We start from the raw sequence: 24,458 nt of genomic DNA, 5'->3' as shown, positions 1-24,458 counted from the left end.
TCTAGTTGTGTTACTTTGATTGATAGGCGAAATGAATTTTCGCCTATGTTCTTTATTATGATTTATTGAATAATCTCATTGTGTACAAGGAAGAACCAATGCGTTTTATTGCTCTGTTTTGCATGCTGGTATCGCCACTTTTATCCCACGCGTCTACCGTAAATACTCCCAATTATCACGCTATCGTCGTGGGTGTATCTGAATACCCTAATTTGCCTGATGGGTTGGACCTTTCTGGACCTAAATATGATGCGCTAAGGGTGCAGAGTATGTTGCTACAACAAGGTGTGGCTGAAGCGAATATACAGCTTTTAGCTGATGGAGTTTCGTCCGCCGTGTTGCCAACAAAAGCGAATATTCTTAAAGCTTTTGCGCAACTGGAATCAAACCTAAAGCGCGGTGATTTCGCTTATCTACATTTCTCAGGTCATGGTAGTCAACAACCCTCGGTAGTAACTAGCGTGACAAAAAATAGTGATAGTGTTGATGGTTTAGACGAAATTTTTCTTCCTAGAGATACCGGTGCATGGTCTAAAAGTATCGGGACGGTTGAAAATAGTTTAAGCGACAATGAAGTGGAAATTTTGGTTACACGATTACGAAATATTGGTGCCAATGTTTGGATTATTTTTGATTCCTGCCATTCAGGTACAATGACGCGGAGCCTGACAGGTAAAGAGATTAGGTCGCGCAGTATCGAGCCAAAAGTATTGGGTATTAACAACGACAATAATGCGATATCAAAAGGATCGCTAGGCACGCCTCCAGAGAAAGGCAATAGTATTGCATCTTCCTCTTTGACCCCGGTAGCACTCAGTGAGAATGCAGGCGCGTTGATGAGCTTTGGTGCGGCTCAAAGCAACGAAGAAGCGCCCGAAATGTCATTACCTAGTGGTGAGGGAGAAGCGCCTCAAGGATTGTTTACTTTCGTCATGACATCCATAATTAGTCAAAACCCGAATATATCCTACCGACAGTTAGCCCAAAGTATATTAGCCTCGTACAACAGTTTGCCTTGGCACAGAACCACTCCACTTTTTGAAGGTGGACAGAGTCTTGATCAACCTATTTTTCATAAGACAGAGAAAGTCACGACTGTTTACGCTGTTACGACAAAGAAAGGGCATCACTTCATTCAGGGTGGTCAATTAAATGGCCTAGAAATTGGCGCTGTTGTTGATATCTATGGTGATATTTCAGCAAAAAATAGAGTCGCGACTTTAGAAATTATTCAGGCTGACATGACAACCAGTGAAGGTCGACTTGTAGAAGGTAACATCGACACTCGATTTTCATATGCAGAACTGGCAAGTCCTGCCTACCCAAAACCACTGACGGTGAAGTGGCAGACATTACCCGATGCGGGCTGGGTTGATGCTGCACTAACATTGATTGAAAAGAACGAGTTATTAGACAGAACCGTGAAGTGGGTTGAGATTGATCAGCCAGCGGATATTTCATTGTATGCAGGTCGGGATACACTTTATTTTTTCACCTTGGAAAATGAAAAACTGCCTTGTCAGTTGCAAAGTAATCGCGAGGTATGTGATGTTGATGAACGAGAAACGTATCTGTCCATGCCTTTAGATGAAGGAGAATTGAATCGCTATGATGTGCTTAATAATGGTTTATCTAGAATGGTGCGTTCACGGAATTTGAAACGTCTATCCGCAAGTTTAACTGGGCGTTCTCCCATCGTTTCTGAAGTATTCTTAAACGAACAACCACAGAGCCTAGAACAAGTGGTCAAGGCGACAGATGGCGATGATCTATATGTTAGCTTTGTTAATCAGGGCCGCGTCCCAATTGACCTAACGGTGATGTTTATCGATAGTGGCATGGGTATCTATCAGGTATTTCCAGAGCCCGGTTATAGTGGACGATTGTTCGCTGGAGAAGCGGCGGAGTTTGAAGGAAACGTATCGAAATCAACCACAGGGGAGGAGCAATTTATCGTCATTGCGATACCGACGAATCGTCAAACTCCCCAAATTTCACTTAGTCACCTCCAACAAGAGCCAATGCAAAGCTCGCAATTCTTTGACTCTCGAGCGTTTTCCGTGAAGGCTCGTGGTTCCGCATCAGTTGAAGACTTATTTGCTCAATCGTTAGGAGACACACCGCAAACACGCGCATTTGAAAAGAAAGGTAAATCAGCCGGCAAGGCAAGCATCAACGTAATACGCATGAGAACAGATTGAGTATTCTGAGAATGAACAAAGGTATGTGAGAGCAAATGAAGAGTAGGCAATGAAAATAAATCAGCAATGGAAAGTTGCACTGAACCTGTTCTACCATAAATATAATTTTATGATTCAGTGGTCGATGCTGTTCCTGCTTGGTGCATGGATTATTTTTAGTGACCCTTTTGGAATTGGCAGTGCCAGTGAACGAGCCGGTGAGCAAGCCATCTATAAGCTCACGGCACATTCCTACGACTCTGCCAAAAGCCAGCCCAATATTCTGGTTGTTTTGTTCAATGACAAAGCGATAGAAAATCTCTATCCCGAGATTTGGCAATCCAACGACTGGCCGCTTTCTTACTTGGATCAAGTTAATATGTTAACCGCGATAATGACGCAATCTCCTATGGCGGTTTTCTACGATGTAATGTGGATGAAGAAACGCGCCTTGGATGACAGTTTTGACAGAGCAATCGCGAAGTTAAATGCAGCACGCTCTGCCACAAATGTTCCTCTCTATTTTGCACAGGGTAAAGCTGACTCCGTCATGGAAAAAGAGGTTAGGGAAGCACTAAGCCCGTCGGTCTCTTTGGTTCCTAATGGATGGGAAGAACGAGCAGAGTTATATCCACTTTATACCGATGAGGTGGCGACCACTGCTAACGTGCTATATCAAGAATATTGTAAAAATAGAGAGTGTGAATCACCTTTACGGGATGAAAAATACCCTATTAGTGTTCGATGGAGTGAAATCGCGGCGCCAGTCTTGCTATCCCATCGTAAAGACGAGTGCATACTACTAGATACCTCTTGGTATGGTGCCGTTTGGAGTAGTGTAAATAAGGTTATTAACAGCATCATACCAATGACGGATGATCAACAGGTGCAAAAAATATGTCCACCGCAAAGGGTGCTCTATATTGATGAGCTTATGGCGTTAGCCCGTTCCCCTATCGATGAAGAGCGGCAACAACTCAAACGTTGGATTCAAGACAGTATTGTATTGGTCGGCGGTCAAATAGAAGGGATACATGACTATGTTATTTCACCGGTACACGGTGCGATGCCCGGTGTTTTTTTTCACGCAATGGCCCTTGATAACTTGATGGTCGATCAAAATGAGTATATTCGAGATGACCCAAACGCTGAATATATCAATATGATTGTGTGGACTCTGTATGTCACATTGTTGGTGGCGGTAAGACGCTTTGCCTATAAATATAAAGTGTTGATGTGTATAAAAAGCAAGCTTCTGTTATCAAGTCTTTTTTATGTATGTGTTGTTCTGTTTTTTGCCTATGGTGTCTTTCATCTAGCACCCGCTAGTTGGGTCTCTATTTTAGCTCTGGGTTGGTTAGGTATTCAGCTAATAGAGCGTCTAGAAAGGCGAATGGGGGAGTGGAGGGATGAGACGAAATATGGAGATTAACTTAAGTGCATTAGGAACGATGATGACCTTAGCGAAGCGGATGATTCTCTTGTCTATCACACTATTCATGACAACGTCAGTTAGTGCTACATTACTGGTGGAACAATGGATTGAACCTGCAATAGACGTTGAGTTTAGTGATGGTTCATGGAAAATAATGTCCATTGAAAAACTACCATCACCACCCTTCATCGTTCAAAAGGAAGAAACCTCTAGAGTTTTAATTAATATTAGACGAGTAGGTTTAGTCTGGGTCAGACGTTCTTCGGTTAGATTTAATGAAGAGAGCTTAATCCTTAATTGCCAGCAGTCGAAAAGTGCTCGCTCAAGTAATCACCAAAATTTTGGTATGAGAGGGGACAGTGAAAGCGTGTCATTAACGTGTATTGATAGCCAACCAGACACTAATAACAAGCCCCATAATCCTTGAACATTGAACCTGTCTTTTTGGAGTGAAAATAAAAATAGAAATAAAAATGATCCTTCTTTGAAATGGTGCCGTATTACTTATCGACATCTAAGCACAACAATAATGACATTTACTTCAAAGGGATAAGATTATGTTTAAGAAAATGATATCAGCATTTACATTCGTCGTGATTAGTTTCGCTCTTGTAGCTTGTTCAAGTAACAAAGATATGAAACATAGCGATAGTATGATGAAAAAAGACATTGTAGACGTAGCCGTTGAGAATGGTTCGTTTAATACGCTTGTTGCTGCAGTACAAGCCGCAGGATTAGTCGATACCTTGAAAAGTGACGGACCGTTCACGGTGTTTGCTCCAACAGATGAAGCTTTTGCTAAGTTACCTGCTGGCACGGTAGAAACCCTTCTGAAGCCAGAAAATAAAGATAAATTAATTGCTATCCTGACTTACCACGTCGTTCCTGGCAAAGTGATGGCCGCAGATGTAGTAAAATTGACGAGTGCTAAAACGGTACAAGGCCAAAAGGTCACTATCAAAGTGATGGGTTCCAAAGTAATGGTTGATAATGCGAATGTTATCGCCACAGATGTAGCGGCTAGTAATGGTGTGATTCACGTAATCGACAGTGTAATCTTACCGAAATAGTAAAATTTATCTAAATAACCAAATTAAGGGGCGTAATGATTATTCATTACGCCCCAGTCACATCTTGGCGTTTACTTACTCTTGTCGTCATAGTCTATAAATTCAAATTTGATGTAGCTCGTAAAATGAGGCTTTTTCAACCTCTAGGTTTGACTAACGTTAGAATCCCTCTATACTGTATGCATGAACAGTAGTAATGGCGAGGGAGACAAACTATGTTGGCTGACACAATTGAACGCGTGAATAAACTACGAAAGCAAGCATTGAATAATCCAGAGTTTGTTCGCTCATCTAGAGAGCACGAACGAAATATTGCTTTAACAGAAAGAAGATCACCGACGAACTCAGATCATACTCAGAAAAAGCAAAAACGCTTTGATAAGGTTTACGAGCAATCTGAATTTGGTGTTAATCCATCTGGAACTACCCACTAATCAAATACAGTGGCGACATTCGTTCGCCACTCACTTCAAAATTCCACATGTCCCCTTTGGTTATTTTATCGATTTGAATCTATAGTGAACTGTCTATACAAATATCAGCTGAAACAGAACGAATAGGTTCTACCTCTAATAGAATTTGGGGTTCGTGAGCTTTTAGCGACTAAGCACTTTAATCACAGGGTTCAGCATGACAGCACAAATAAAGGAAAGATGTCTATATCAGGGTCAGAGTTACGATATGCCAGGGTGTATTTCTTTACCTTTATCCGATGGTAGAGTGATAGAGCTAACGGATGATGCATTGAAAGAAGCAATTGACGCCGATGAATTCTGTTTTTCTACAGCATGCTGGAGACAATACGTGGGGGTTTGGGAAGTTGAGGGTGATTGCTTGTATCTAAAATCGCTTGAGGGAATGTATCGAATAGCAGGTGATCAATCAGTATTTGCGGATTGGTTTAGCGACATGCTTTGTCTACCTTATGGCGAATTGCTCGATTTCAATTTTGAAATAGAATTTGTGCACTATGCGCAAGAGCTTAGACTGACCTTCGAAAAGGGTGTATTAGTTAATAAAGTTATTGTTGACACAGAACAGTAACGCATCTGATTGGCTACTAGATAGACAACCAGTGGCGATAGCGGCCAACCATACTCTCATTACCCAAAATGCCACCCTGATGGATATAAAGTACGGTCTTATTTGGGTTTTCTGATAACCAATCTAACAAATTTTTCCACATAAATGGGTCATAAAGAAGATCAAACTCTATTTGGGTTTGTGATTCTAATGTCTGCCATAAAGCATATTCATCTTTGTCCAGTCGGCCAAAGTGATGTTTTTTATCGGTACCAATTATCGTCGGTTGAGTCGCTTTGCTATCGACTTCCAAAAACTGCTCGACTAGGTATTTTTTATCACCTACGCAGGCGCATGTGATGACCTCTATGTCTGCTTGTTCCAGGTGTTTTTGTAGATAGAGAGCTGTTGTTCCTGTACCTGATGGAAGGGCGACGACGAGGTTGTCGCATCGTTCCATTAATTTCCAATTAAGTATTTCTTGGGCGAGGGTTTTAACGCCCTGTTCTGCCATTGTAGATCGACCACCTTCTGGCACAATCAACGTATCTGCTAGATCAGAATAATTATCGTCAATATACGTACTGGTGTGACGCCCATCTCTATCTTCTAATTGCGACAGGTCGACGATGTTTGCACCTAAGTCGAGGGCGCCTCGATAATTCCCGGTTGGTTTTTGTTTCACATAACTAGGAATATGATCAACATAAAAGGTCAGATTCCATTTCTTTATCGCACAAAGGGCAGAGAGAGAGTACAACGAGTTTGCCTGAACGGAACCATAGCCAATCAAATTTTTTATATGGGGAAACTCTCCCGTTAACAAAGACATGAATTTTCGTGCTTTGTTACCAGAGAATTGATGGTGTAAGAGGTCATCTCTTTTTACAAAAAATGTGAGTCCGTTAAAACGGTGCTGAGTCACTGGGCTTTCAGATAAATTCATTGGCTCTATGGCTATCTGCTGCAAAATTCGGTTGCACATAGTAAACCAATTCTCAATCTATGCCAGTGATTTGATGTTAGGTTTGACGCCTAGTTACAGGTTTTGTGGTTGGGCGTAAATATAGTCTGGTGTTCGCATATACGTTTCCATACCCGTTCTCCTGCTGGATGGAGTTTGGTTTTAGAACGGTAGGCGTATAGTTCGGTATTTAAGGTTGCTTCTTCGGGATTTAATATAACGAGTTTATTCTGCTTTAGTTCGTCAATGATAGCGTAATCTGGTAGCCAGCCTATGCCTTCGCCTTGCAGTACCAAAGCCTTAACCAGATCGGTCATAGATGAAGAAAAAATTGGTTTAAGGGCGTAGCGACCGCTAGTTTGACGAGTTAATCTGCCCATATAGCTGGACGTTGAATGCATGATAAGCGGTGTAACAATGGTTTCGGATAATGAATATTTTGGTTTTGAATCGGATAATACGCTTACGCAATAGTTTTTTGATTCGCCAAGTTTATGTGCCAGATAGGGTTCAGCAAGCAACTGAGGATTTTTATAACTTAATACAATATCGCAAGCGCTCTCCTCTAACATCTTTACTGCATCATCAACATCGATCGCTCGAACATCCAAAATAACTTCTTGCTCTTCTGCGAACAGATTGAATTTGAACAACGGTAGGATATCGGTCGCTATTGAATGGCCCGCTACGATGCTTACTTTTTGGTTTCCTAGTATAGAGAGATCGTTAAGACGCTCTAACTCATATTCAAGTTGAATGATGAGAGAGCGAGCACTGGTTCGAAATTCTTTGCCACTCTGCGTTAACGCAATCGGTGTTTTATCTCTATCAAAAAGTTGGCATCCCACCGCATTTTCTAGCGCTTGTATGCGGCGACTAAATGCTGACTGGGTTACGTTTCGTTCGATTGCCGCTTTAGAGAAGTTGCGGAGTTCGGCCAGTTTTAAAAAATCCAGCAACCATTTTGTTTCAATATTTAACATCAGAGAGACACCCATAGCTATGCGATTCATGCATAGGTATGCCAGTTATTTCATTTCTTATCAAGGATTATTTTTGTTAATTTGTGCCTAGATAAGGAGCGAGCATGGATAAGAAGTTAGGTGTTTTAGGGGGTATGGGCCCGATGGCTACGGTTGATTTTGTTAAACGGATAGTGGAAAAAAGCCCGGCCTGTTCTGATCAAGAGCATATGTCTATGATTATTTCGAATGACCCCGTTATTCCTGATCGGACTAAGCATATCTTAGAAAACGGTGAAAACCCGTTAGGAAAAATGCTAAAAAACCTAATGAACTTAAAAGATTCTGGCGCCACAAAGGTGGTGATACCTTGTAATACCGCTCATTACTGGCTGGACAAACTCAGCAACAATGAAAGGGTTTCGTTTATTAGCATCATTGACGCAGTGATGAATGAAGCTAGCCGCCGGCAGATGTGTCGAGTGGGCGTATTGGCTACGAATGCAACCATACAAACGGGCATTTATACCCATGCTATCGAAACTCGTGGAATGCAGGCTATTTTACCAACGGCAACAGAGCAGTTTCAGGTTATGGAAGGAATATACTGTGTGAAAGCTGGTCAGATAGAGCAGGGAAGAAGGTTAATGGAACCTGTTTTTGATAGTCTAATTAATAATGGTGCCGACGGTGTTGTACTTGGCTGCACTGAAATACCATTGGCATTTGATACATTGCGAGCGGACAAAATGGCGAAAGCATTGGATTCTTTGGACTTGCTAGCAGACCAATGTGTTAACTATTATTATTATGACGCCTAAATGATTTTAGCTTGGTAACACACCAAGCTTTTTCAGTTTCCTGTAGATGGTATTTCTGCTAATACTAAGGATTTTAGACGTTTTACTGATGTTACCGTTGTTGGCCCGATAGATTTTAATTAATGTATCCTCGACGGTTTCTTGAAGGCTAATATCTTCACTTCTATCTTCCGTACTTAACGAACTCGTTTGACTTAAAGATTGCAATGACGCGCTGATGTGGTCGGGAATATGTTTGAGCATAAGTTTGGGCTCATCGCATGCGAGCAGCGTTGCAACGTGCAATACGTTGTCCAATTCTCTTATATTCCCGGGCCATGCAAAATCTTCAAGAAGGTTCAGTAAGTCCTTATCCAGCTTTTGTTCATTCTTACAGTGTTTTCTGTGAATTTTTTTAATAAGGGCAACCTTGTCTTTTCTTTCTCTTAACGAAGGCAGATGAAAAACTAGGCCATTTAGTCGGTAATAGAGATCCTGTCGAAAACGACCTTCAGCTATAAGTTGCTCTATATTCTTGTGTGTGGCGGCGATGATCTGAATATCCACGTGATAGGTCTGATTAGAACCCACAGGGACCACTTCTTTTTCTTGGAGAAAGTGTAACAGACGACACTGCGCTTCGAGCGGCATGTCGGCAATTTCATCTAAAAAAAGAGTGCCTTTGTCCGCCTGACGTATTTTTCCTTGATAGCCTTTGTGGCTTGCTCCGGTAAATGCCCCCGGAGCATAACCAAACAGCTCTGACTCAATCAAATCTTTAGGCAGTGCACCACAATTAACAATCACAAGGGGGAACTGCTTACGCTTACTCTGTTGGTGAAGTGCCTTAACAAACTCGCCTTTACCAACCCCGGTCTCGCCTAAGATCAACAGATGGATCTGTTTGTCGATGATCTTGCACGCCTGTTGCCAGGCATTTTCAATGCGTTCATCCCCTTGGTGTAGTTCGCTAGACGGAGAATAGGTAACTGATTTTGGAATAGGCTTAGTTGATTGAGGGTGTAAGCGGTACACAAACGGCGCGGCATCGCGCTTTAACAGATGCTCCAGAGGCGCGCCTATTATTTCTTGATGATCCAAAAGTTGAGAGGCCAGTTGGTTGTGTGCGATGACTTCGCCAGCTTCATTGGCAATCATAATTCCCTGCCAGCCACTATCAAGCAGTGCTTTATCACAAGCGATATCAACTCGAATTGTGCCATTTGGTATACCAAACAACAGGCTGTTTTCTATCTTCTGAATCATGCTTTGAATCAAAAGTTGGGTATTGGAGTGATGCACTTGCTGCTCACTGGTAATATCCAAAATTCCGAGCATTTCGCCTTGATGATTGAAAATGGGACTAGCAGAGCAACTGATAAATCGATGTTGATGGATAAAGTGTTGATTGCCAATAATGGATATTGGCTTGGCCTCTATAATGGCGGTTCCTATTGCGTTCGTTCCCTTTAGGTTTTCTTGCCAGCAAACGCCACTTTCTAATGCAATCGAGGTGAGGCGATTAGCAAATTTTTCTAAGCCCCATGAACCTAAAATTACACCTTGTATGTCGGTTAGTATCAACCGGCTATTGGTTCGAGCAAACATCTGGTTAAAAAGAGGTAGCGCGTATTTTTCCAATCCGTTAATCAGCCTCTTGGCGTTATCTCTTCTTTCGCTAAGTTGAAAGCTTTCCAATCGAATATCGTCGGGAAGTCGATTTTCTCTTAACCCTGCTTCACTGCTTCTGTGCCATGAGTTGTTCAGCCAATCAATGGTGTCGTCGATTTGAAGATTCATAAGTGTTCCAAAATGTAACGTTTCTGGTGTGCCACTTTAAGACAGTTGAACAAAGTGAACAGGGTAATGTTGGGCGATTTTAACTCGCTGCCATGTAATGTTAATTATATGTAATCATACTGTTACTATTTAATTACAGCAAGTTCTAACATGTTGGCGTGTGAATTGCGTTACAGATGTCAGTGTTCAATTAAAATAGAGCACACAACAAACAATGAAACGAATAATGAAATGTATCTAAAGGAAGGATGACCTATGATTTATGCTCAGCCAGGAACGCAAGGTTCTATTGTTAATTTCAAATCTGTTTATGATAATTATATTGGTGGCGAGTGGGTAAAACCTGTCAACGGTAAGTATTTTTCAAATCTATCGCCAGTAAACGGAAAAGAATATTGTCAGGTTGCCCGTTCGGATGAAGCGGATATTAACCTAGCGTTAGACGCTGCGCACAAAGCAAGAGAAGCATGGGCAGCGACCAGTGTTGGTGAACGGTCGAATATGCTGTTAAGAATTGCCGATGTGATAGAGCAAAATTTGGAAGAATTAGCCGTCGCTGAAACATGGGAAAATGGAAAACCAGTTCGAGAAACGTTGAACGCTGATCTGCCTTTAGTGGTCGACCATTTTCGTTACTATGCAGGGTGTATTCGAGCACAAGAAGGCAGCGCTGCTGAACTCGATGCCAATACAGCAGCCTATCATTTCCCTGAAGCGATAGGGGTTGTAGGTCAGATCATCCCATGGAATTTCCCAATGTTAATGGCGGCGTGGAAGCTCGCTCCTGCGCTGGCTGCTGGTTGTTGTATTATTTTAAAACCCGCAGAGCAAACGCCTGTGTCAATACTTGTTCTAATGGAGAAAATAGGTCATTTAATACCACCTGGTGTGTTAAACGTCGTTAATGGTTTTGGTAACGAAGCAGGTCAGGCACTGGCAACAAGCACCAGAATTGCTAAGTTAGCGTTTACTGGTTCGACAACGGTTGGCCAACATATTTTAAAATGTGCGGCAAATAACCTTATTCCATCTACGGTAGAGTTGGGTGGTAAGTCACCTAACGTATACTTTGAAGATATATTCAATTACGAAGATGAGTACTTAGATAAGTGTGTTGAAGGGATGTTGTTAGGTTTCTTCAATCAGGGCGAGGTCTGTACATGTCCATCTCGTGTTCTTATCCAAGAATCTATATACGACAAGTTTATTGCGAAAGTAGTGGAAAGAGCGAAGGGTATTCAGCAGGGTGATCCTTTAGACCCAAATACTCAAGTGGGGGCTCAAGTTTCCAAAGAACAGTTCGATAAAATACTGGGTTATTTGGAAATAGGTCGTGAGGAAGGCGCTCAAGTACTCATCGGTGGCAGCATTGCAAAACAGGATGACGGTCTGAATGATGGCTACTACATTCAACCCACTTTGCTTAAAGGCCATAATAAAATGCGCGTTTTCCAAGAAGAAATTTTTGGCCCAGTTATCGCGGTTACGACCTTTAAGGATGAAGCAGAAGCACTGGCTCTTGCAAACGACACTGAATTTGGGTTAGGCGCTGGGCTATGGACTAGGGACCAAAATCTTGCGTATCGAATGGGACGCAAAATAGAGGCAGGACGTATTTGGATAAACTGTTATCACGCTTATCCTGCGCATGCGGCCTTTGGTGGCTATAAGAGATCGGGTATTGGTAGAGAGACGCATAAAATGATGCTAGATCACTATCAAAATACGAAAAACCTATTGGTAAGTTATGATATTAACCCTTTAGGGTTCTTCTAATTTTTCTCGCTTATAACCTGAAATAATAAATAATAGGCCGCTTACGCTGCCTGTTATTTATACCATTCCTTTTATGCACTATTAGTTTAACCTCGAAAATAATTCTTCAACGCCATGACTACCCGCACAGATTCTATCTGCTAAATACGCCACAATATTTTCCGATTTCCCATCAACAACTTAAAACCAAAAAGGAAAATTAGTATGCGCATTGGGATAGATTTAGGCGGTACGAAAATCGAGGCCATCGCTCTTTCAGATAAGGGTGAAGAGCTATTTAGAAAACGAGTCGATACCCCAAAAGGTTCTTATCCTGATACGCTTCACGCGATTAAAGGCTTAGTAGTGGACGCAGAAGAAGCGACGGGACAGACTGGCACCGTTGGGCTTGGGATTCCCGGAACGATCTCTCCGTATTCTCAAAAAGTAAAAAATGCGAATTCAGTTTGGCTCAATGGAAAGCCACTCGATGTAGACCTAACTATATTGCTTGGGCGTGAGGTTCGCGTCGCCAATGATGCGAATTGCATGGCAGTATCAGAAGCAACAGATGGTGCGGGTGCTGGGTACAAAATGGTCTTGGCCGTGATTATAGGTACAGGTGCAGGTGCGGGTATTGTAGTTAATGGTGTCCCACATGCTGGTGGTAATGGTATTGGCGGTGAGTGGGGGCATAACCCGCTACCGTGGCAAGATGCAGAAGAACGTAAAATTGCTGATGATACCCCTTGTTATTGTGGTCAACATGGGTGCATTGAACAGTTTGTGTCTGGAACGGGACTGTGTGCCGATTATGAACGAAGAACAGGTAAGTTACTCAAAGGGAAAGAAATTTCAGATCTGGCGGACGAGGGAGATGAAACAGCATTGCTCACACTCGAGGTCTACGAACGTCGACTTGCGAAATCTATCGCGAGTGTAGTGAATTTACTCGATCCGGATGTTGTAGTCTTAGCTGGCGGCGTATGTAACGTGACCCGATTATACAGTAACGTTCCTAAGATACTGCCAGAGTATACGTTTGGTGGCGAGTGTCATACACCCATAAAAGCAGCCATCCACGGAGACTCAAGTGGTGTGCGTGGCGCAGCATGGTTATGGGCTCAAGAGTAAGGATATGTTGCGTAAAAACAAAACGGCTCATAGAAGATAAACGTACTATCGTTTATCTTTCCCTAGAAACTGTTTAACGCTTTTTTTGTGATTGGTGCGTCGGTTGGCTTTTTTATCTCTCGGCGCACGTTTACTTTCGCCTGTTGATGGCTTGTCTGTAATCGGAAATTCGGCTAACGGACTAAGCGATAATGCTCGTTTTGTAAATTGTCGAATCGCATCTAGATAATCACTTTCCGCATGACAAACTAAAGATATGGCGCAGCCTTGCTTTCCGGCGCGTGCTGTACGGCCAATTCGATGGACATAAACCTCGGGACTAGACGGCACTTCAAAATTAATCACGACCGGTAGTTCTTCAATGTGAATACCGCGTGCGAGAAGGTCGGTCGCGATAAGAACCTTGACCTTGCTTTGTTTGAATAATTGAAGTGTCTCTTCTCGCTCCGTTTGACTTTTATTGCCGTGAAGCACGGCTGTTGAAATACCAGCTTTGCTCAGTTTTTTGTTTAGTGAATCTGCACTATCACGTGCGCCAATAAACACCAATACTCGTTGCCAGTTGTGCTGCTTTATTTGATGTATTAAAACATTCGCTTTGCTGCCTTTGTTCACCAAATAAAGAGTTTCGTCAATATGTTCTACCACACTATTGCTGGCATGGGCCTGAATGCGCACGGGTTCATTAAGTAGCGCGCTGACTTTAATTTCTAGCTCTGGTGGCAAGGTGGCGGAGAACATGACTGTTTGACGTTGAGTCGGCAATGTATCTAATATCGCATTCAGGTCTGACCAAAATCCCATATCCAATAACCGATCAACTTCGTCGAAGATTACCGTGTTGACTTTATGTGTCTCAACGGCCCCTTCATTGATTAACTCAAGCAGTCGTCCGGGTGTGGCGACGATGACCTCAGGGTGATGAGATAACTGTTCAATCTGCTTCTCTTTGTCTACACCACCGCAAAGGCAGATCGGATGTATATCAACCTGTTGTGATATTGACGAGATGGCTTGATTTATTTGAGTAGCAAGCTCGCGAGTTGGCACCAAAATAATCGCCTGAGTTACATGGCGGTTGTTTTTGGCTTTTTCTATCAGAGGTAATCCGTATGCCAGTGTCTTTCCGCTTCCTGTTTGTGCTAATGCAAGTAGATCTTGACCGCTCATCATCTCTGGGATAGCAAGCGTTTGTATTTCTCTTGGCGTAATAATGTCTGTTGGTAACGCAGACACTATATCAGAACTTAGAGGCAGTTTAGAGAATGGCATGGATGTACTCTTCTTAATGGATAACAACGATAAGGATTAACCTTCGTTGGTGTCTTCTGGACGAAGTTTACGTTGAATACCCATTAGGAAATTTCGTAATATTTGGTCTTTGCATTCACGGTAATGTTTGTTATCTGGTTTGCGGAAGAAAGAGCTTAGTTCGTGCTTACTCATAATAAAGTTAGCGACTTCCATTGTTTCTAAAATATCTTCTGCTTTCATGTTCAATGCAATGCGAAGCTTCATGAAAACCATGTTGTTGGTTAAGCGTTTTTCTGGCGTAGGTTGTTCACCTTCACGTTTACCACGCTTAGTATTAATCAAACCATTCAAGAAAATAGCCAGTTCGGTGTCAACCATCTTAATATAGCTTGGGTCTTCTTCTTTCTTGAGCCAGTCACTGATTTGAGCGCGAGTTACTGTGTGGTCAGCGGCTGCAAATATTGCGATCATTTGAGAATCTTTAAAGTCAAAGGTGTAGCGAATGCGGCGTAAAATATCGTTATTAGTCATAATAGCTCCTAATTTATAATGAGTACTTAGCAACCAGAAAGTGTGATACCTAAGTTTAATTGCGCGCACTTTAACACACTGAGCCAAGCCAATACACAGTGGATGTAAGACTAATGTTTCGATCCGCTAGTAATGAAAAAGCCATTTAATATTTCATCCACATTGGGTGATGACAAGGAACCGTTTATTTGGCAAAAAAAAACGCACCTAATATGCGTTAGGTGCGTTGGTCTCAAAATACCATCTTGTAACTATGTGACGTATTAATTCGCTACCGATAAGTAGTGTTTAATAAAATGGTTAGAGATAATGTGCCATTCGATTTTGCTGCCCTGCGCGACAAACCACGAATCGCCGGGACCAAAAGTGGATTCCTCTCCCGTGTCTATATTCTTTAGTTTCAATCTACCTTCTATAACAGTGGCATGCTCCGTGAACGGATATTGCATAGAGAAGACACCTTTCGTACATTTAAAGATACCGCAGGCCACGGTATCTTCTGGAGCGCCGTCAACCATGGCTATGCTGGCCTGCGGATCACCTTCGATCAAAGTAGAACCTAAGTTCGTAACACTGCCTATTTCTGCCATTTCAGGCAACGTTCCATTCAGTAATAATGCTTTCATTGTTTTCTCCTTAGCTTAACGACGACCCGTCCAATAACCGGAAACTTGATGCCACATCTTACCGCTCGTTAGGAGGGCGGGAGCGATGTAGTCTTTTCCGAGTACATTTACATGAGGGATGTTACTGATTAACTCATAGCGTTCGGTTTTTTCACTCATACCTTCCGCAAGCACTTTGCATACGATGTGGCTAGGGGTGACCCCAAACCCAGAATAACCTTGGACATAAAACACGTTCGAGTGCTCTTTTAATGTACCAACTTGTGGGAATAGATTTGCGCTGCAACAGAGTGGCCCTCCCCATGCGAGATCAATGTTGACCTTATCTAAGTAGGGAAATATTTTAAGCATTTGTGTCCTGTTCCATGCCTTTAAGTCCTTCGGAATATATTCTAATGCGCGTGTTGCTGCGCCAAATAACAACCTGTTTTCATTTGTAACTCGGTAGTAATCGATCACTGGGCGAATATCGCTGTATGCGCCACGAATTGGGCTTATCTCTTCAATTAACTCGTCAGATAGTGGTTCAGTGGCGAGTTGAAAAGCGTAAGTGTTGATGGTCTTGCCGTGTATCTCTGGTTCCATTCCATCGAGGAAACCGTTGCAAGCCCATAACATTTTCTTGGCCTTAACACTGCCAGTTGGTGTTTTTACCGTTATTGTCGAACCGTAATCGACCGATATTGCCATCGAATTTTCGAAGATTTTCACACCATACATTTCGCTGACAGCTTTGGCTTCACCAAGCAATAAATTAAGTGAGTGAACGTGACCCGCTCCCATATGTTTAAGGGCACAGCTATAGGCGGGCGACCCTACGACTTGCTTTACATCAGATCCCGTTAAGAGCTGGATATCTTCGTTTGGGGAAACAGAGGTAAACTCTTTCTCCCATGCTCGAAGTGTCTTTTCTTGACGAGAGTTACTGCCTAAATAGGCGTAGCCGTGACGGAAGTCGGCGTCGATATTATATTTGTCGACTCGCGCCTTAATGATGGCGGCGCCAAGGTTGCCTATCTTAAACAGTTCTTGTAACCCTTCCGGACCAACGTGTTTTTTTACCGTATCTAGGTCATGGCCTAATCCCGCCATGATTTGTCCACCATTGCGACCTGTACCTCCGTAACCCAGATAACGTCCCTCAAGAATTACCGTGTTTGTAATGCCTTTTTCCGCCAACTCTAGTGCGGTGTTAACACCCGTAAAACCGCCACCAATAATGACAACGTCTACTTCAAGATCTTCTGTCAATCTCGGAAAGCTTAGGTCATATTTTTTGGTAGCAGCATAATAAGTAAGAGAATCTAAATGCCTCATCTTAATTCCTTTTATTGTGCTTCAGACCCATTTATCTAATCACGCTCGTTTCGATGCGGCTATCAGCCGTTAGGTTGATATGTAAAATAAAAGTAAACATGTTACATAATTTTAACGTTTCATCCTTATGGTTGATTTCTTTCTGACCTAACATCGCCTGTAATGAATCGGTCATTTAACGATGGAACGCACAATGAGCAATGAAATTAACGTCATTATTTACGCATCAGATATTGGTGAGGGCAGCCGAACCGCTTTTCATGTGGCATTGAAAGAGGCGATCTCGCATCAAGCAGAGATCATCTATGTGCATGCTGTCGATAAGATAAACAAAATCACCCCCGACGCATCCCATTCTCTTTTGCCAAAAAATATCGAACAGAGTCATTCTGTGCAGCATAAAGAGTCGATAATTTCTAATGTCAAAAACAGAATCAATCGTTTTGTGACAACAGAATTTTCCACATTAGAGGCGATTCCACACTTTTCAATTCATATCCAATTTGGTTCGCCTGAAGAAGTCATCGTCGATGCTTCTAAGCAATACAACGCTGGAATGATAGTGATGGGGAATAGGGAGGTGAGTGCGTTATCGAGGGTATTTCTCGGCTCAACTTCGCACAAAGTATTACAAAAATCAGTTGTACCGGTCTTGATTGTGCCTCTGGTCAGTACCAAGAGTCACAAGGCAAACTAAAGAATGCACTTAGGAATGTATAAATATAAGGAATTATCATGAACAAAATTGTTATTTTTACCTGGATGATATTATCAATACTGCTGACACCAATGATGGTCAATGCAGCCGATTACCCCAATAGGCCTGTAAAATATATTGTGCCTTGGCCCCCAGGCGATCTCGAAGATATTCTTACCCGTATCATTGCTGAAGAGATGTCGAAAGAAACAGGCAAACCAGCCACCGTAGTCAATAAACCGGGAGGTGGCGGTATTATTGGTGCTTCTGAAGTCTCTAGAGCTCGAAACGATGGTTTAACGATTGGTTCATTTGTTGCGGATCTTTTAACGACTCAAATCTTATCTGGCAATGCACCTTTTGATCAAAATACATTTGACCCTGTTGGAATATTTTTAGACTACCCGTTTGTCATCGCGGTCAAAGCTGACGCGCCCTATAACAATATGGAAGAGTTAGCTGAATTTTCTAAATCGAATCCAGTCTCTCTTGCTCACTTTGGTTATCAAGCACTCCCAACGGCGATTACGTTTAAAGCAGCAGATGAAATTGGCCTTAAGTTCTCATCAAATGCGCCATTTGATTCTATCAATTGTTCAACGCTCGCAAATGGTGACGCAACAGTAATCAACACCGTTACACAGACAATACTTTCATGTCTTAAGTCTGGTGATGTGAAAATAATTGCGTCTATTACTCATGAACGCTTAAGTCTTAGCCCAAATGTCCCGACGCTTGAGGAGCAAACCGGTATCGCTCAGACAACGTGGAACGGTTTATTCGTTAAGAAAGGAACGTCGCAGAAGATTAAAAACCGTATTGCTGAAATAGCTCAGGCTGCATTGGCTACCAATCGTGTTGCTGAAATAAGTGCCAGCACAGGCGCCAGCGTATTCTGGATTGGCGGCGATGAAGCTAAACAAGTGATTGCAGACGACTATGCTAGTGCCCAAGGTTTATTGGAATACATGAACTAAGTCAGAAGGACGAAATAGTATTCTATTTCGTCCTAATTAGCAGGAGGACCTATGGCTATTGATATCAGAGAAAAAACAAACGATAAAGTAAAGGATGAAACGTCCACTGATAGTCAGTCATCGTCTCATTATTATTTTTACCTATCCTCATTTTTGGGGTCGTTAATGCTGATTCTATTACAACCTATGCAGGCCAAAGAAGTGCTAAAGGCACATGGGTGGTACACCCAACCTTTTGTGTTTCCTTTTGTCGGGTTGTATATCATTTTAGCTTTTAGTGGCATTTATTTGCTGTTCAATACGGCTAAGAACATTCACTGTCTTAAGGGTATCAACCCCGTAGAACTCGCATTCTCGGCTATCAGCAAGTACCGAACCGCTATCATAATTAGTTTATTTTTCATGCTGTACATCGGTAGTTTATCTGTCATTGGATTTGCACCGTCTAGTTTGATTTTTATCCTAACCATGCTTTGGATAAGCAATTTGTTTACCCGGTTTTGGGTGTCAATTTCAACGGTATCCGTTGTTGTGATGGTGCTGGTATTTAGAGTTTTGGTTAATTTTTGGTTGCCTGATGTTTGGCTCTATTCTCTACTGCCCGCGCAATTCTCTGAATTTGCAAATATGTATTTATAAAACCGACCGAGTATTAGAAAGATATGGATATTATACTTCTTGGGATAAATGAAATCGCCACGATCAACGTCATGTTAGCGATTGTTTGTGGTGCACTCTTAGGGGTTTCTATTGGCTCAATTCCGGGCCTAGAACCTGCTGGAGTGATCGCTATTTTGCTTCCTCTCACTTTTACGTTAGACCCCCTTCCGGGTGTTACTTTATTACTCGGAGTTTATGGCGGTGCGTGGTATGGCGGGGCGATCCCCGCTATCTTAATGAATACGCCAGGTACACCCGTAGCAGTGCTAACGACGTATGACGGTTATCCAATGACCCAACGAGGAGAGGGTAAAAAGGCACTTTCTATTGCGTATTCTTCGTCATTTATTGGCGGCATTATCAGCGTGCTCTCTTTGGTTCTACTTGCGCCAGTATTATCTCAAGTAGCGAATCACTTTGGGTCTGCGGAGTTTGCTATGTTAGCCGCGCTAGGCATGATCTTTGTTGTGATGGCACATTACAGGCAAGCTTTTCCAGCCGCTATGATGTTAGGACTGGGTATCTTTCTAGGTTCAATCGGCATTGACCGTTCTTACAACACCTTAACCTATACGTTTGATCAGGAATGGCTTTTAGGTGGTATCCCATTGGTGCCCACCGTAATTGGTCTATTCGCAATGTCACAAGCGTTCGTTCTTCTATCGCAAAAAGGAAACGATTCACAGGTCACAAAGTATGAAGGAAAAGGCCGATTTTCAGGCATGGTCACCGTATTTAGACATAAATGGACGGTTCTACGCTCCGCCGCGTTAGGTGTGGTTATGGGGTTGCTACCCGGAGTAGGGGAGTTTGGTTCTCAGTTCTTTTCTTATACTTTGGCGCAGAAATTTTCTAAAAATCCAGAAAAATTTGGTCAGGGTGCAGAGGAAGGACTTATCGCATCGGAAACGTCTAATAACGCGGTTACCGCCTCGGTTATGATTCCACTATTGGCTTTTGGGATCCCTGCTGACGCACTTATGGCGATGCTGCTCTCTGTGTTTATGGTACACAACTATATACCAGGGCCAACACTATTTGCGGAGAAACCAGAGTTTATATCTGGCCTCTATATCTCTCTTTTCCTTATAAATATTGTTGCCTTTTTGTTCCTAACATTTACCAGTAAATGGATAGTTAATCTTACCCGCATTCGAGGTCGCTTTATCGGTGCACTTATCCTTGTGCTCGGTTTTATTGGTAGTTACAGCCAAAATTATCAATTTTCTGATGCGTTAATAGCGTTAGGGTTTGCAGTATTTGGCTACATTTTAAAACGAGAAAATATTCCAGCAGTACCCATCATACTCGGTTTAGTTTTAGGGCCTGTTTTTGTTACCCGCAGTAAACAAGCGTTAGGCGTATCTAATGGTGACCTCAGCATCTTTGTAGACCGACCGATTAGCCTAGTGTTGTTAGGACTGATAGTGCTGTCCGTCACTCTATTTATCTTCAGTTTAGTTAAAGAAAATAAATCAAAAGCGAAAACTGTCCATGTGTAAACGCGAACTAATAAGTTCGCTAACGAACAGCAAAAATAAGAGAGGAATAAAATAATGAATAAGATAGGATTAACCATAAATGGCTGTTCAGTCATGGGCGAAATGCCCTCAATGAGTGTATTAAACCCTGCGAATGAAACGATCGTCTTTAGTGCACCAGTGGCTTCCATTGCACAGCTAAATACAGCGGTTGAGGCGTCACAGAATGCCTTTAAAAGCTGGAGCCAGTTGCCTCAATCAACGCGTGATACTTATATCAACGAAATCGCGAACAAGATTGAAGAGAATGCAGCAATGTTGGCCGAAACCATCGTAAAAGAGCAAGGAAAACCGATGTCGCTTGCTCAAATGGAAGTTGGCGGTGCGATTGCGTGGACACGACACGCGACCAGCATTGATATCCCTGTCGAGGTATATGAAGATTCACCAAACAAACGCATTGAAGGGCGACGTAAAGCGATCGGTGTTGTGGGGTCGATTACGCCTTGGAATTGGCCATTAATGATTGCAATTTGGCACATTATTCCTGCACTTCGTATGGGGAATACGGTAATCAACAAACCTTCTGAGCTTACGCCGATCAATACCCTTCTGCTTGGGGAGTTGTTGCAAGATGTGTTACCCAAAGGGGTGTTTAGCGTACTTTCTGGAGAGGTTTCGCTCGGCAAAGCGATGAGTGAACACAAGGGCATCGAAAAGATAGTCTTTACTGGTTCTACTCAAACAGGACAGCGTATTATGAAATCCGCGGCAGGTAACCTAAAAAGGTTAACCCTTGAATTGGGTGGTAATGATGCTGGAATAGTATTGCCAAACGCGGATTTAAATGCGATTGCAGAGGGTATCTTTGGTACCTCCTTTATCAATATGGGGCAAACGTGTGCGGCGTTGAAACGCCTTTATGTACATAAGTCGCAACATGATGAGCTTTGTCAATTGCTGGCAGAGATAGCAAACAAGCAAGTCGTCTGTGATGGTTTTGAACAGACGTCGACGTTCGGACCCGTGCAAAATATAAAGCAGTTAGATAAGGTAATAGATTTGGTGGAAGAGGCCAAAAGAGACGGTGCGACAATTTATGCTGGTGGCGCTAGGCTAGATAAAATGGGCTATTTTTACCCTCCAACCATTGTAGGTAACGCAGCGAATGGGATGGCGATAGTTGATCAAGAGCAGTTTGGTCCGGTACTCCCTGTCATCCCATATAGTGACGTTTCCGAAGCTGTTGCAATGGCGAATGATAGCGAGGTTGGCCTTGGTGGATCAGTTTGGGGCGATGTAGACGCAGCACTTGCCCTTTCCTCGCAACTAGAATGCGGTTCGGTCTGGATAAACGGTCATGCAGAGGTCCTCCCTCATGCGCCATTTGGTGGCTGTAAAATGTCGGGTTTTGGCGTGGAATTTGGACTAGAGGGTTTATTAGAAAACAGCCTATTACAGGTTGTAAATATCAACAAATAGTTCAGAGCGACTTTAGATTTACCCTACACGCAGACTAGAGTGGTAAGAAGACTCTAGCCTGCGCGGTACTAAAATAACGTTTTTCAAGCTATAAAATACACTTCGAACTGTACACTTTATTGATCATTTCTACCTTACTGTTTACTTCAAGTTTTGCAAAAAGGTGCTGAAGGTGAGTTTTAACGGTTGATAAGCTACAGGTTAGTTTTTGCGCCATCACTTTATTTGCCAACCCTTGAATAGCCAACTGGAGGACGACTCGTTCTTTATTGGTTAGAATAAATTGATCGCAAAAGTCATCAAAACTCAACTGAGTGACGGTTTTGAGTTGTTGTCCTATGCTAAATTCGATGTATCGATGAAGCGCGCCCAAACGGATGAAGTCATCTTTAGAAGGCGGATTAACAGACTGATCAAAAAACAGGGAAGCGCCACCGATTAGATTGTTATTATGATAAAAATAGAGTTCTACAATTTCTTGGACTTTCCAAGGTTTAATGAAATCTTGGTAATAGATATTCGAGCGCTGTTTCATTGGAGAAACGAGATCACTCATCTTTATTATTCGATCTCTTGGGGACTTGAAATGTTCAGGATAAAGAGGGTCTTCTTTGTAGAAACCTTCTAAATACTCTCTATGCATCGATGGTTGAATTTTAGACGTCTGATAGCAAATAGGACGCGACCGATCGTCAACAAGGTAACTTGCTAGCCTTGAAACATTGAGGCTTGAATCGAGTAGTAATAACATTTCATTTTGAAAATCATTTAACTGAACTAGGTTGGCGCTGGTGCTGGAAATATTCATCAACTAACTCCGTCAATCCATTGTATTGATAACCAAAACAATATTCACTCCGTGAATTCAATTAGTCATTAGCGGATAATATATCTGGTGATGTTTGTTTTTTATACTTATAGATTTTAGTTTTGTGATTTAAATGTAGTTAATTTGTTAACTAATTGTTTTCTTGTTTGTTAGCACCATTGTTTTTGTCCATTTGATACATTCTTACCTATGTTCTACTTACGATGTTTAGTCATAACCCTGTTTAGTGGTTCAGAATTCGGACTGACGGATTATTCTGAGTACTACCATAGCTAAAACTTGAACTTAAGGTATCGAATGGCTTAGGTTTAAGACCAATCGATACCTTGTAACCGCGCTTAAAGTAATATTAATTTAATACGCATTAGTTCAAAGTAAACTGATTTTTCACCGGGTTCTTAAAGTCTTCCATGCCATAAATCACTATTTCAACGCCTTCAGTGCGTAAAGTGAATACACCGGTTGCGAGTGTATTTTCTTCATCTGGGTCATCGATTTCGGTTCGGAAAATTGGCAGCGCATCTATTTCAATATCTTGTAATATGTGAAAACATTTGTCTTCATCTATCGAATCAGAGTAATGTTCAGCTAAGGCTTCCATCCTATTTTGTCTGCATTGAGAAGACTCGGTGATGATCTGTTTGATCGAACTAAGCGTGTTATGAACCAAATGGTTTGCATGAACGCATTTGGATTCAGTTCTCTGCGCGGATACAGATTGGAAAGGGGCTTCCACGCTTAAAAGTTGCTTCGAAGCGGTATCTGCAACCGTATAATGGAACCCACCTGAACGCTGGTGATTTTCAAGCAAGGAAACAAAGTCATCGCAATTCTTGGTCTCCAATAGCGCACGAGATATCACCATTCTTGGTAGTCCGCTTCCTTGTTCGACCAAACGAATATTATTCACGGTATACACTAAGCCATGGCTATTCGCACAGAGAGTATGTCCGGGAATAGATCCGGGGTACGCAAATGAAAATATACGCACGTTGTTATCTAATGTTGCGTCTAATAAAAAGCAGTGTCCTCGCAGGTTTGGGTCACCATCTTCATTATGAGCGACAATGATTCTATCTGCCTTCTTGATTGCTATCGAGGTACAGCCTTCTGCTCCAGTTGGTAGTAAATCTCCACGGCAGTTCCATAACAAGATGTCTTTATAGTCTTGCTGACAGCCGTCAGCTAATCCTTGTAGCTCTCTATAGATACGAGGAAATTGTTGTTGAATCTGTTGGTCTACAGAAGAGAGCCAATCACTTTCACGCCAAGGCAAGAGCTGAGTAAAGTACTGACTGTTTTTTATATAGCTAGCAAAGATAGACTTTCCTTCCTGTCCTAGTTTGTAGCCAAGTTCATAGGGAGTTCCTTCAAAGGATATAACTCGCATACATCTTCCAATTAGATTATTTGGGCTTATTCTACCGCATTGAGTCGAAAAAATCGGTGAATTTGGCACAATGCCTTTGAAGTCAACGTGT

General features: G+C 42.2%; 23 protein-coding genes. 14 read left to right on the top strand and 9 right to left on the bottom strand.

Annotation, left to right across the window (positions count from 1 at the left end; translation table 11 throughout):
- The first annotated feature begins 98 nt into the window (after positions 1–98).
- From AACW90_RS15080 to AACW90_RS15055, 6 genes are all read left to right on the top strand, one after another.
- The gene (locus tag AACW90_RS15080; RefSeq protein WP_390235935.1) at positions 99–2,201 is read left to right on the top strand and encodes a caspase family protein; all 2,103 of its coding nucleotides are present in this window, start codon (positions 99–101) and stop codon (positions 2,199–2,201) included.
- A 49-nt stretch (positions 2,202–2,250) separates the two neighbouring features.
- Positions 2,251–3,612, top strand: a complete 1,362-nt coding sequence (locus AACW90_RS15075) for a CHASE2 domain-containing protein (protein WP_390235933.1) — start codon at positions 2,251–2,253, stop codon at positions 3,610–3,612.
- Complete coding sequence (locus AACW90_RS15070) at positions 3,590–4,042, top strand: hypothetical protein (RefSeq protein ID WP_390235931.1); 453 nt, start codon at positions 3,590–3,592, stop codon at positions 4,040–4,042. The genes AACW90_RS15075 and AACW90_RS15070 overlap by 23 nt, the downstream gene beginning before the upstream one ends.
- Positions 4,043–4,172: 130 nt before the next feature.
- A complete protein-coding gene (locus AACW90_RS15065) occupies positions 4,173–4,685 on the top strand; it encodes a fasciclin domain-containing protein (protein WP_390235929.1) in 513 nt (170 codons plus the stop codon).
- A gap of 215 nt (positions 4,686–4,900) precedes the next feature.
- Positions 4,901–5,119 carry a hypothetical protein gene (locus AACW90_RS15060; protein WP_275133910.1) on the top strand — a complete coding sequence of 73 codons (219 nt, stop codon included), beginning with the start codon at positions 4,901–4,903 and terminating at the stop codon, positions 5,117–5,119.
- Between the two features lie 196 nt (positions 5,120–5,315).
- Complete coding sequence (locus AACW90_RS15055; protein ID WP_390235925.1) at positions 5,316–5,729, top strand: hypothetical protein; 414 nt, start codon at positions 5,316–5,318, stop codon at positions 5,727–5,729.
- Positions 5,730–5,745: 16 nt separating this feature from the next.
- Here AACW90_RS15055 and AACW90_RS15050 read toward each other — a convergent pair whose 3' ends face one another.
- Both AACW90_RS15050 and AACW90_RS15045 read right to left on the bottom strand, forming a co-directional pair.
- Entirely contained in the window at positions 5,746–6,654 is a 909-nt protein-coding gene (locus AACW90_RS15050; RefSeq protein ID WP_390235922.1) for a 1-aminocyclopropane-1-carboxylate deaminase/D-cysteine desulfhydrase, read from the bottom strand.
- An 89-nt stretch (positions 6,655–6,743) separates the two neighbouring features.
- The gene (locus AACW90_RS15045; RefSeq protein ID WP_390235920.1) at positions 6,744–7,685 is read right to left on the bottom strand and encodes a LysR family transcriptional regulator; all 942 of its coding nucleotides are present in this window, start codon (positions 7,683–7,685) and stop codon (positions 6,744–6,746) included.
- 74 nt (positions 7,686–7,759) lie between these two features.
- On the opposite strand from AACW90_RS15045, the gene cuyB reads away from it, so the two are divergent.
- Positions 7,760–8,455, top strand: a complete 696-nt coding sequence (gene cuyB, locus AACW90_RS15040) for a cysteate racemase (protein ID WP_390235918.1) — start codon at positions 7,760–7,762, stop codon at positions 8,453–8,455.
- A 6-nt stretch (positions 8,456–8,461) separates the two neighbouring features.
- Here cuyB and AACW90_RS15035 read toward each other — a convergent pair whose 3' ends face one another.
- Complete coding sequence (locus AACW90_RS15035) at positions 8,462–10,234, bottom strand: sigma-54-dependent Fis family transcriptional regulator (protein WP_390235916.1); 1,773 nt, start codon at positions 10,232–10,234, stop codon at positions 8,462–8,464.
- A gap of 255 nt (positions 10,235–10,489) precedes the next feature.
- Here AACW90_RS15035 and exaC point away from each other — a divergent pair, with 255 nt between their 5' ends.
- Positions 10,490–12,010, top strand: a complete 1,521-nt coding sequence (gene exaC, locus AACW90_RS15030; protein ID WP_390235914.1) for an acetaldehyde dehydrogenase ExaC — start codon at positions 10,490–10,492, stop codon at positions 12,008–12,010.
- Between the two features lie 204 nt (positions 12,011–12,214).
- Entirely contained in the window at positions 12,215–13,123 is a 909-nt protein-coding gene (mak, locus tag AACW90_RS15025) for a fructokinase (protein ID WP_347998382.1), read from the top strand.
- A 45-nt stretch (positions 13,124–13,168) separates the two neighbouring features.
- Here the strand turns inward: mak and AACW90_RS15020 are convergent, their stop codons facing one another.
- The 4 genes from AACW90_RS15020 to AACW90_RS15005 all read right to left on the bottom strand — a co-directional run bounded on the left by AACW90_RS15020 (position 13,169) and on the right by AACW90_RS15005 (position 16,851).
- Positions 13,169–14,395, bottom strand: a complete 1,227-nt coding sequence (locus AACW90_RS15020; protein WP_390235912.1) for a DEAD/DEAH box helicase — start codon at positions 14,393–14,395, stop codon at positions 13,169–13,171.
- A 36-nt stretch (positions 14,396–14,431) separates the two neighbouring features.
- Complete coding sequence (locus AACW90_RS15015) at positions 14,432–14,908, bottom strand: YehS family protein (RefSeq protein ID WP_347998380.1); 477 nt, start codon at positions 14,906–14,908, stop codon at positions 14,432–14,434.
- A gap of 263 nt (positions 14,909–15,171) precedes the next feature.
- On the bottom strand, positions 15,172–15,534 hold the full coding sequence (locus AACW90_RS15010; protein ID WP_390235909.1) for a cupin domain-containing protein: 363 nt from the start codon (positions 15,532–15,534) through the stop codon (positions 15,172–15,174).
- 15 nt (positions 15,535–15,549) lie between these two features.
- Positions 15,550–16,851, bottom strand: coding sequence for an NAD(P)/FAD-dependent oxidoreductase (locus tag AACW90_RS15005; RefSeq protein WP_390235907.1), 1,302 nt, complete (start codon positions 16,849–16,851; stop codon positions 15,550–15,552).
- 193 nt (positions 16,852–17,044) lie between these two features.
- On the opposite strand from AACW90_RS15005, the gene AACW90_RS15000 reads away from it, so the two are divergent.
- From AACW90_RS15000 to AACW90_RS14980, 5 genes are read left to right on the top strand one after another with little or no spacing between them, the layout of a single operon-like run.
- A complete protein-coding gene (locus tag AACW90_RS15000) occupies positions 17,045–17,548 on the top strand; it encodes a universal stress protein (protein ID WP_390235905.1) in 504 nt (167 codons plus the stop codon).
- A 38-nt stretch (positions 17,549–17,586) separates the two neighbouring features.
- Positions 17,587–18,525 carry a tripartite tricarboxylate transporter substrate binding protein gene (locus AACW90_RS14995; RefSeq protein ID WP_390235903.1) on the top strand — a complete coding sequence of 313 codons (939 nt, stop codon included), beginning with the start codon at positions 17,587–17,589 and terminating at the stop codon, positions 18,523–18,525.
- A gap of 51 nt (positions 18,526–18,576) precedes the next feature.
- On the top strand, positions 18,577–19,164 hold the full coding sequence (locus AACW90_RS14990; protein WP_390235901.1) for a hypothetical protein: 588 nt from the start codon (positions 18,577–18,579) through the stop codon (positions 19,162–19,164).
- A gap of 23 nt (positions 19,165–19,187) precedes the next feature.
- Positions 19,188–20,687 carry a tripartite tricarboxylate transporter permease gene (locus AACW90_RS14985; RefSeq protein WP_390235899.1) on the top strand — a complete coding sequence of 500 codons (1,500 nt, stop codon included), beginning with the start codon at positions 19,188–19,190 and terminating at the stop codon, positions 20,685–20,687.
- Positions 20,688–20,741: 54 nt separating this feature from the next.
- A complete protein-coding gene (locus tag AACW90_RS14980) occupies positions 20,742–22,148 on the top strand; it encodes an aldehyde dehydrogenase family protein (RefSeq protein WP_390235896.1) in 1,407 nt (468 codons plus the stop codon).
- A gap of 88 nt (positions 22,149–22,236) precedes the next feature.
- Here the strand turns inward: AACW90_RS14980 and AACW90_RS14975 are convergent, their stop codons facing one another.
- Both AACW90_RS14975 and AACW90_RS14970 read right to left on the bottom strand, forming a co-directional pair.
- Positions 22,237–22,956 carry a response regulator transcription factor gene (locus tag AACW90_RS14975; protein ID WP_390235893.1) on the bottom strand — a complete coding sequence of 240 codons (720 nt, stop codon included), beginning with the start codon at positions 22,954–22,956 and terminating at the stop codon, positions 22,237–22,239.
- Between the two features lie 385 nt (positions 22,957–23,341).
- Positions 23,342–24,367 (bottom strand): C45 family autoproteolytic acyltransferase/hydrolase, encoded by a 1,026-nt coding sequence (locus tag AACW90_RS14970; protein ID WP_390235890.1) that lies wholly within the window; start codon positions 24,365–24,367, stop codon positions 23,342–23,344.
- Positions 24,368–24,458: the final 91 nt, after the last annotated feature.

It is taken from the genome of Vibrio frigidus (assembly GCF_042465995.1).
GTDB lineage: Bacteria > Pseudomonadota > Gammaproteobacteria > Enterobacterales > Vibrionaceae > Vibrio.
This window is presented reverse-complemented; position numbering and strand designations above follow the sequence as displayed.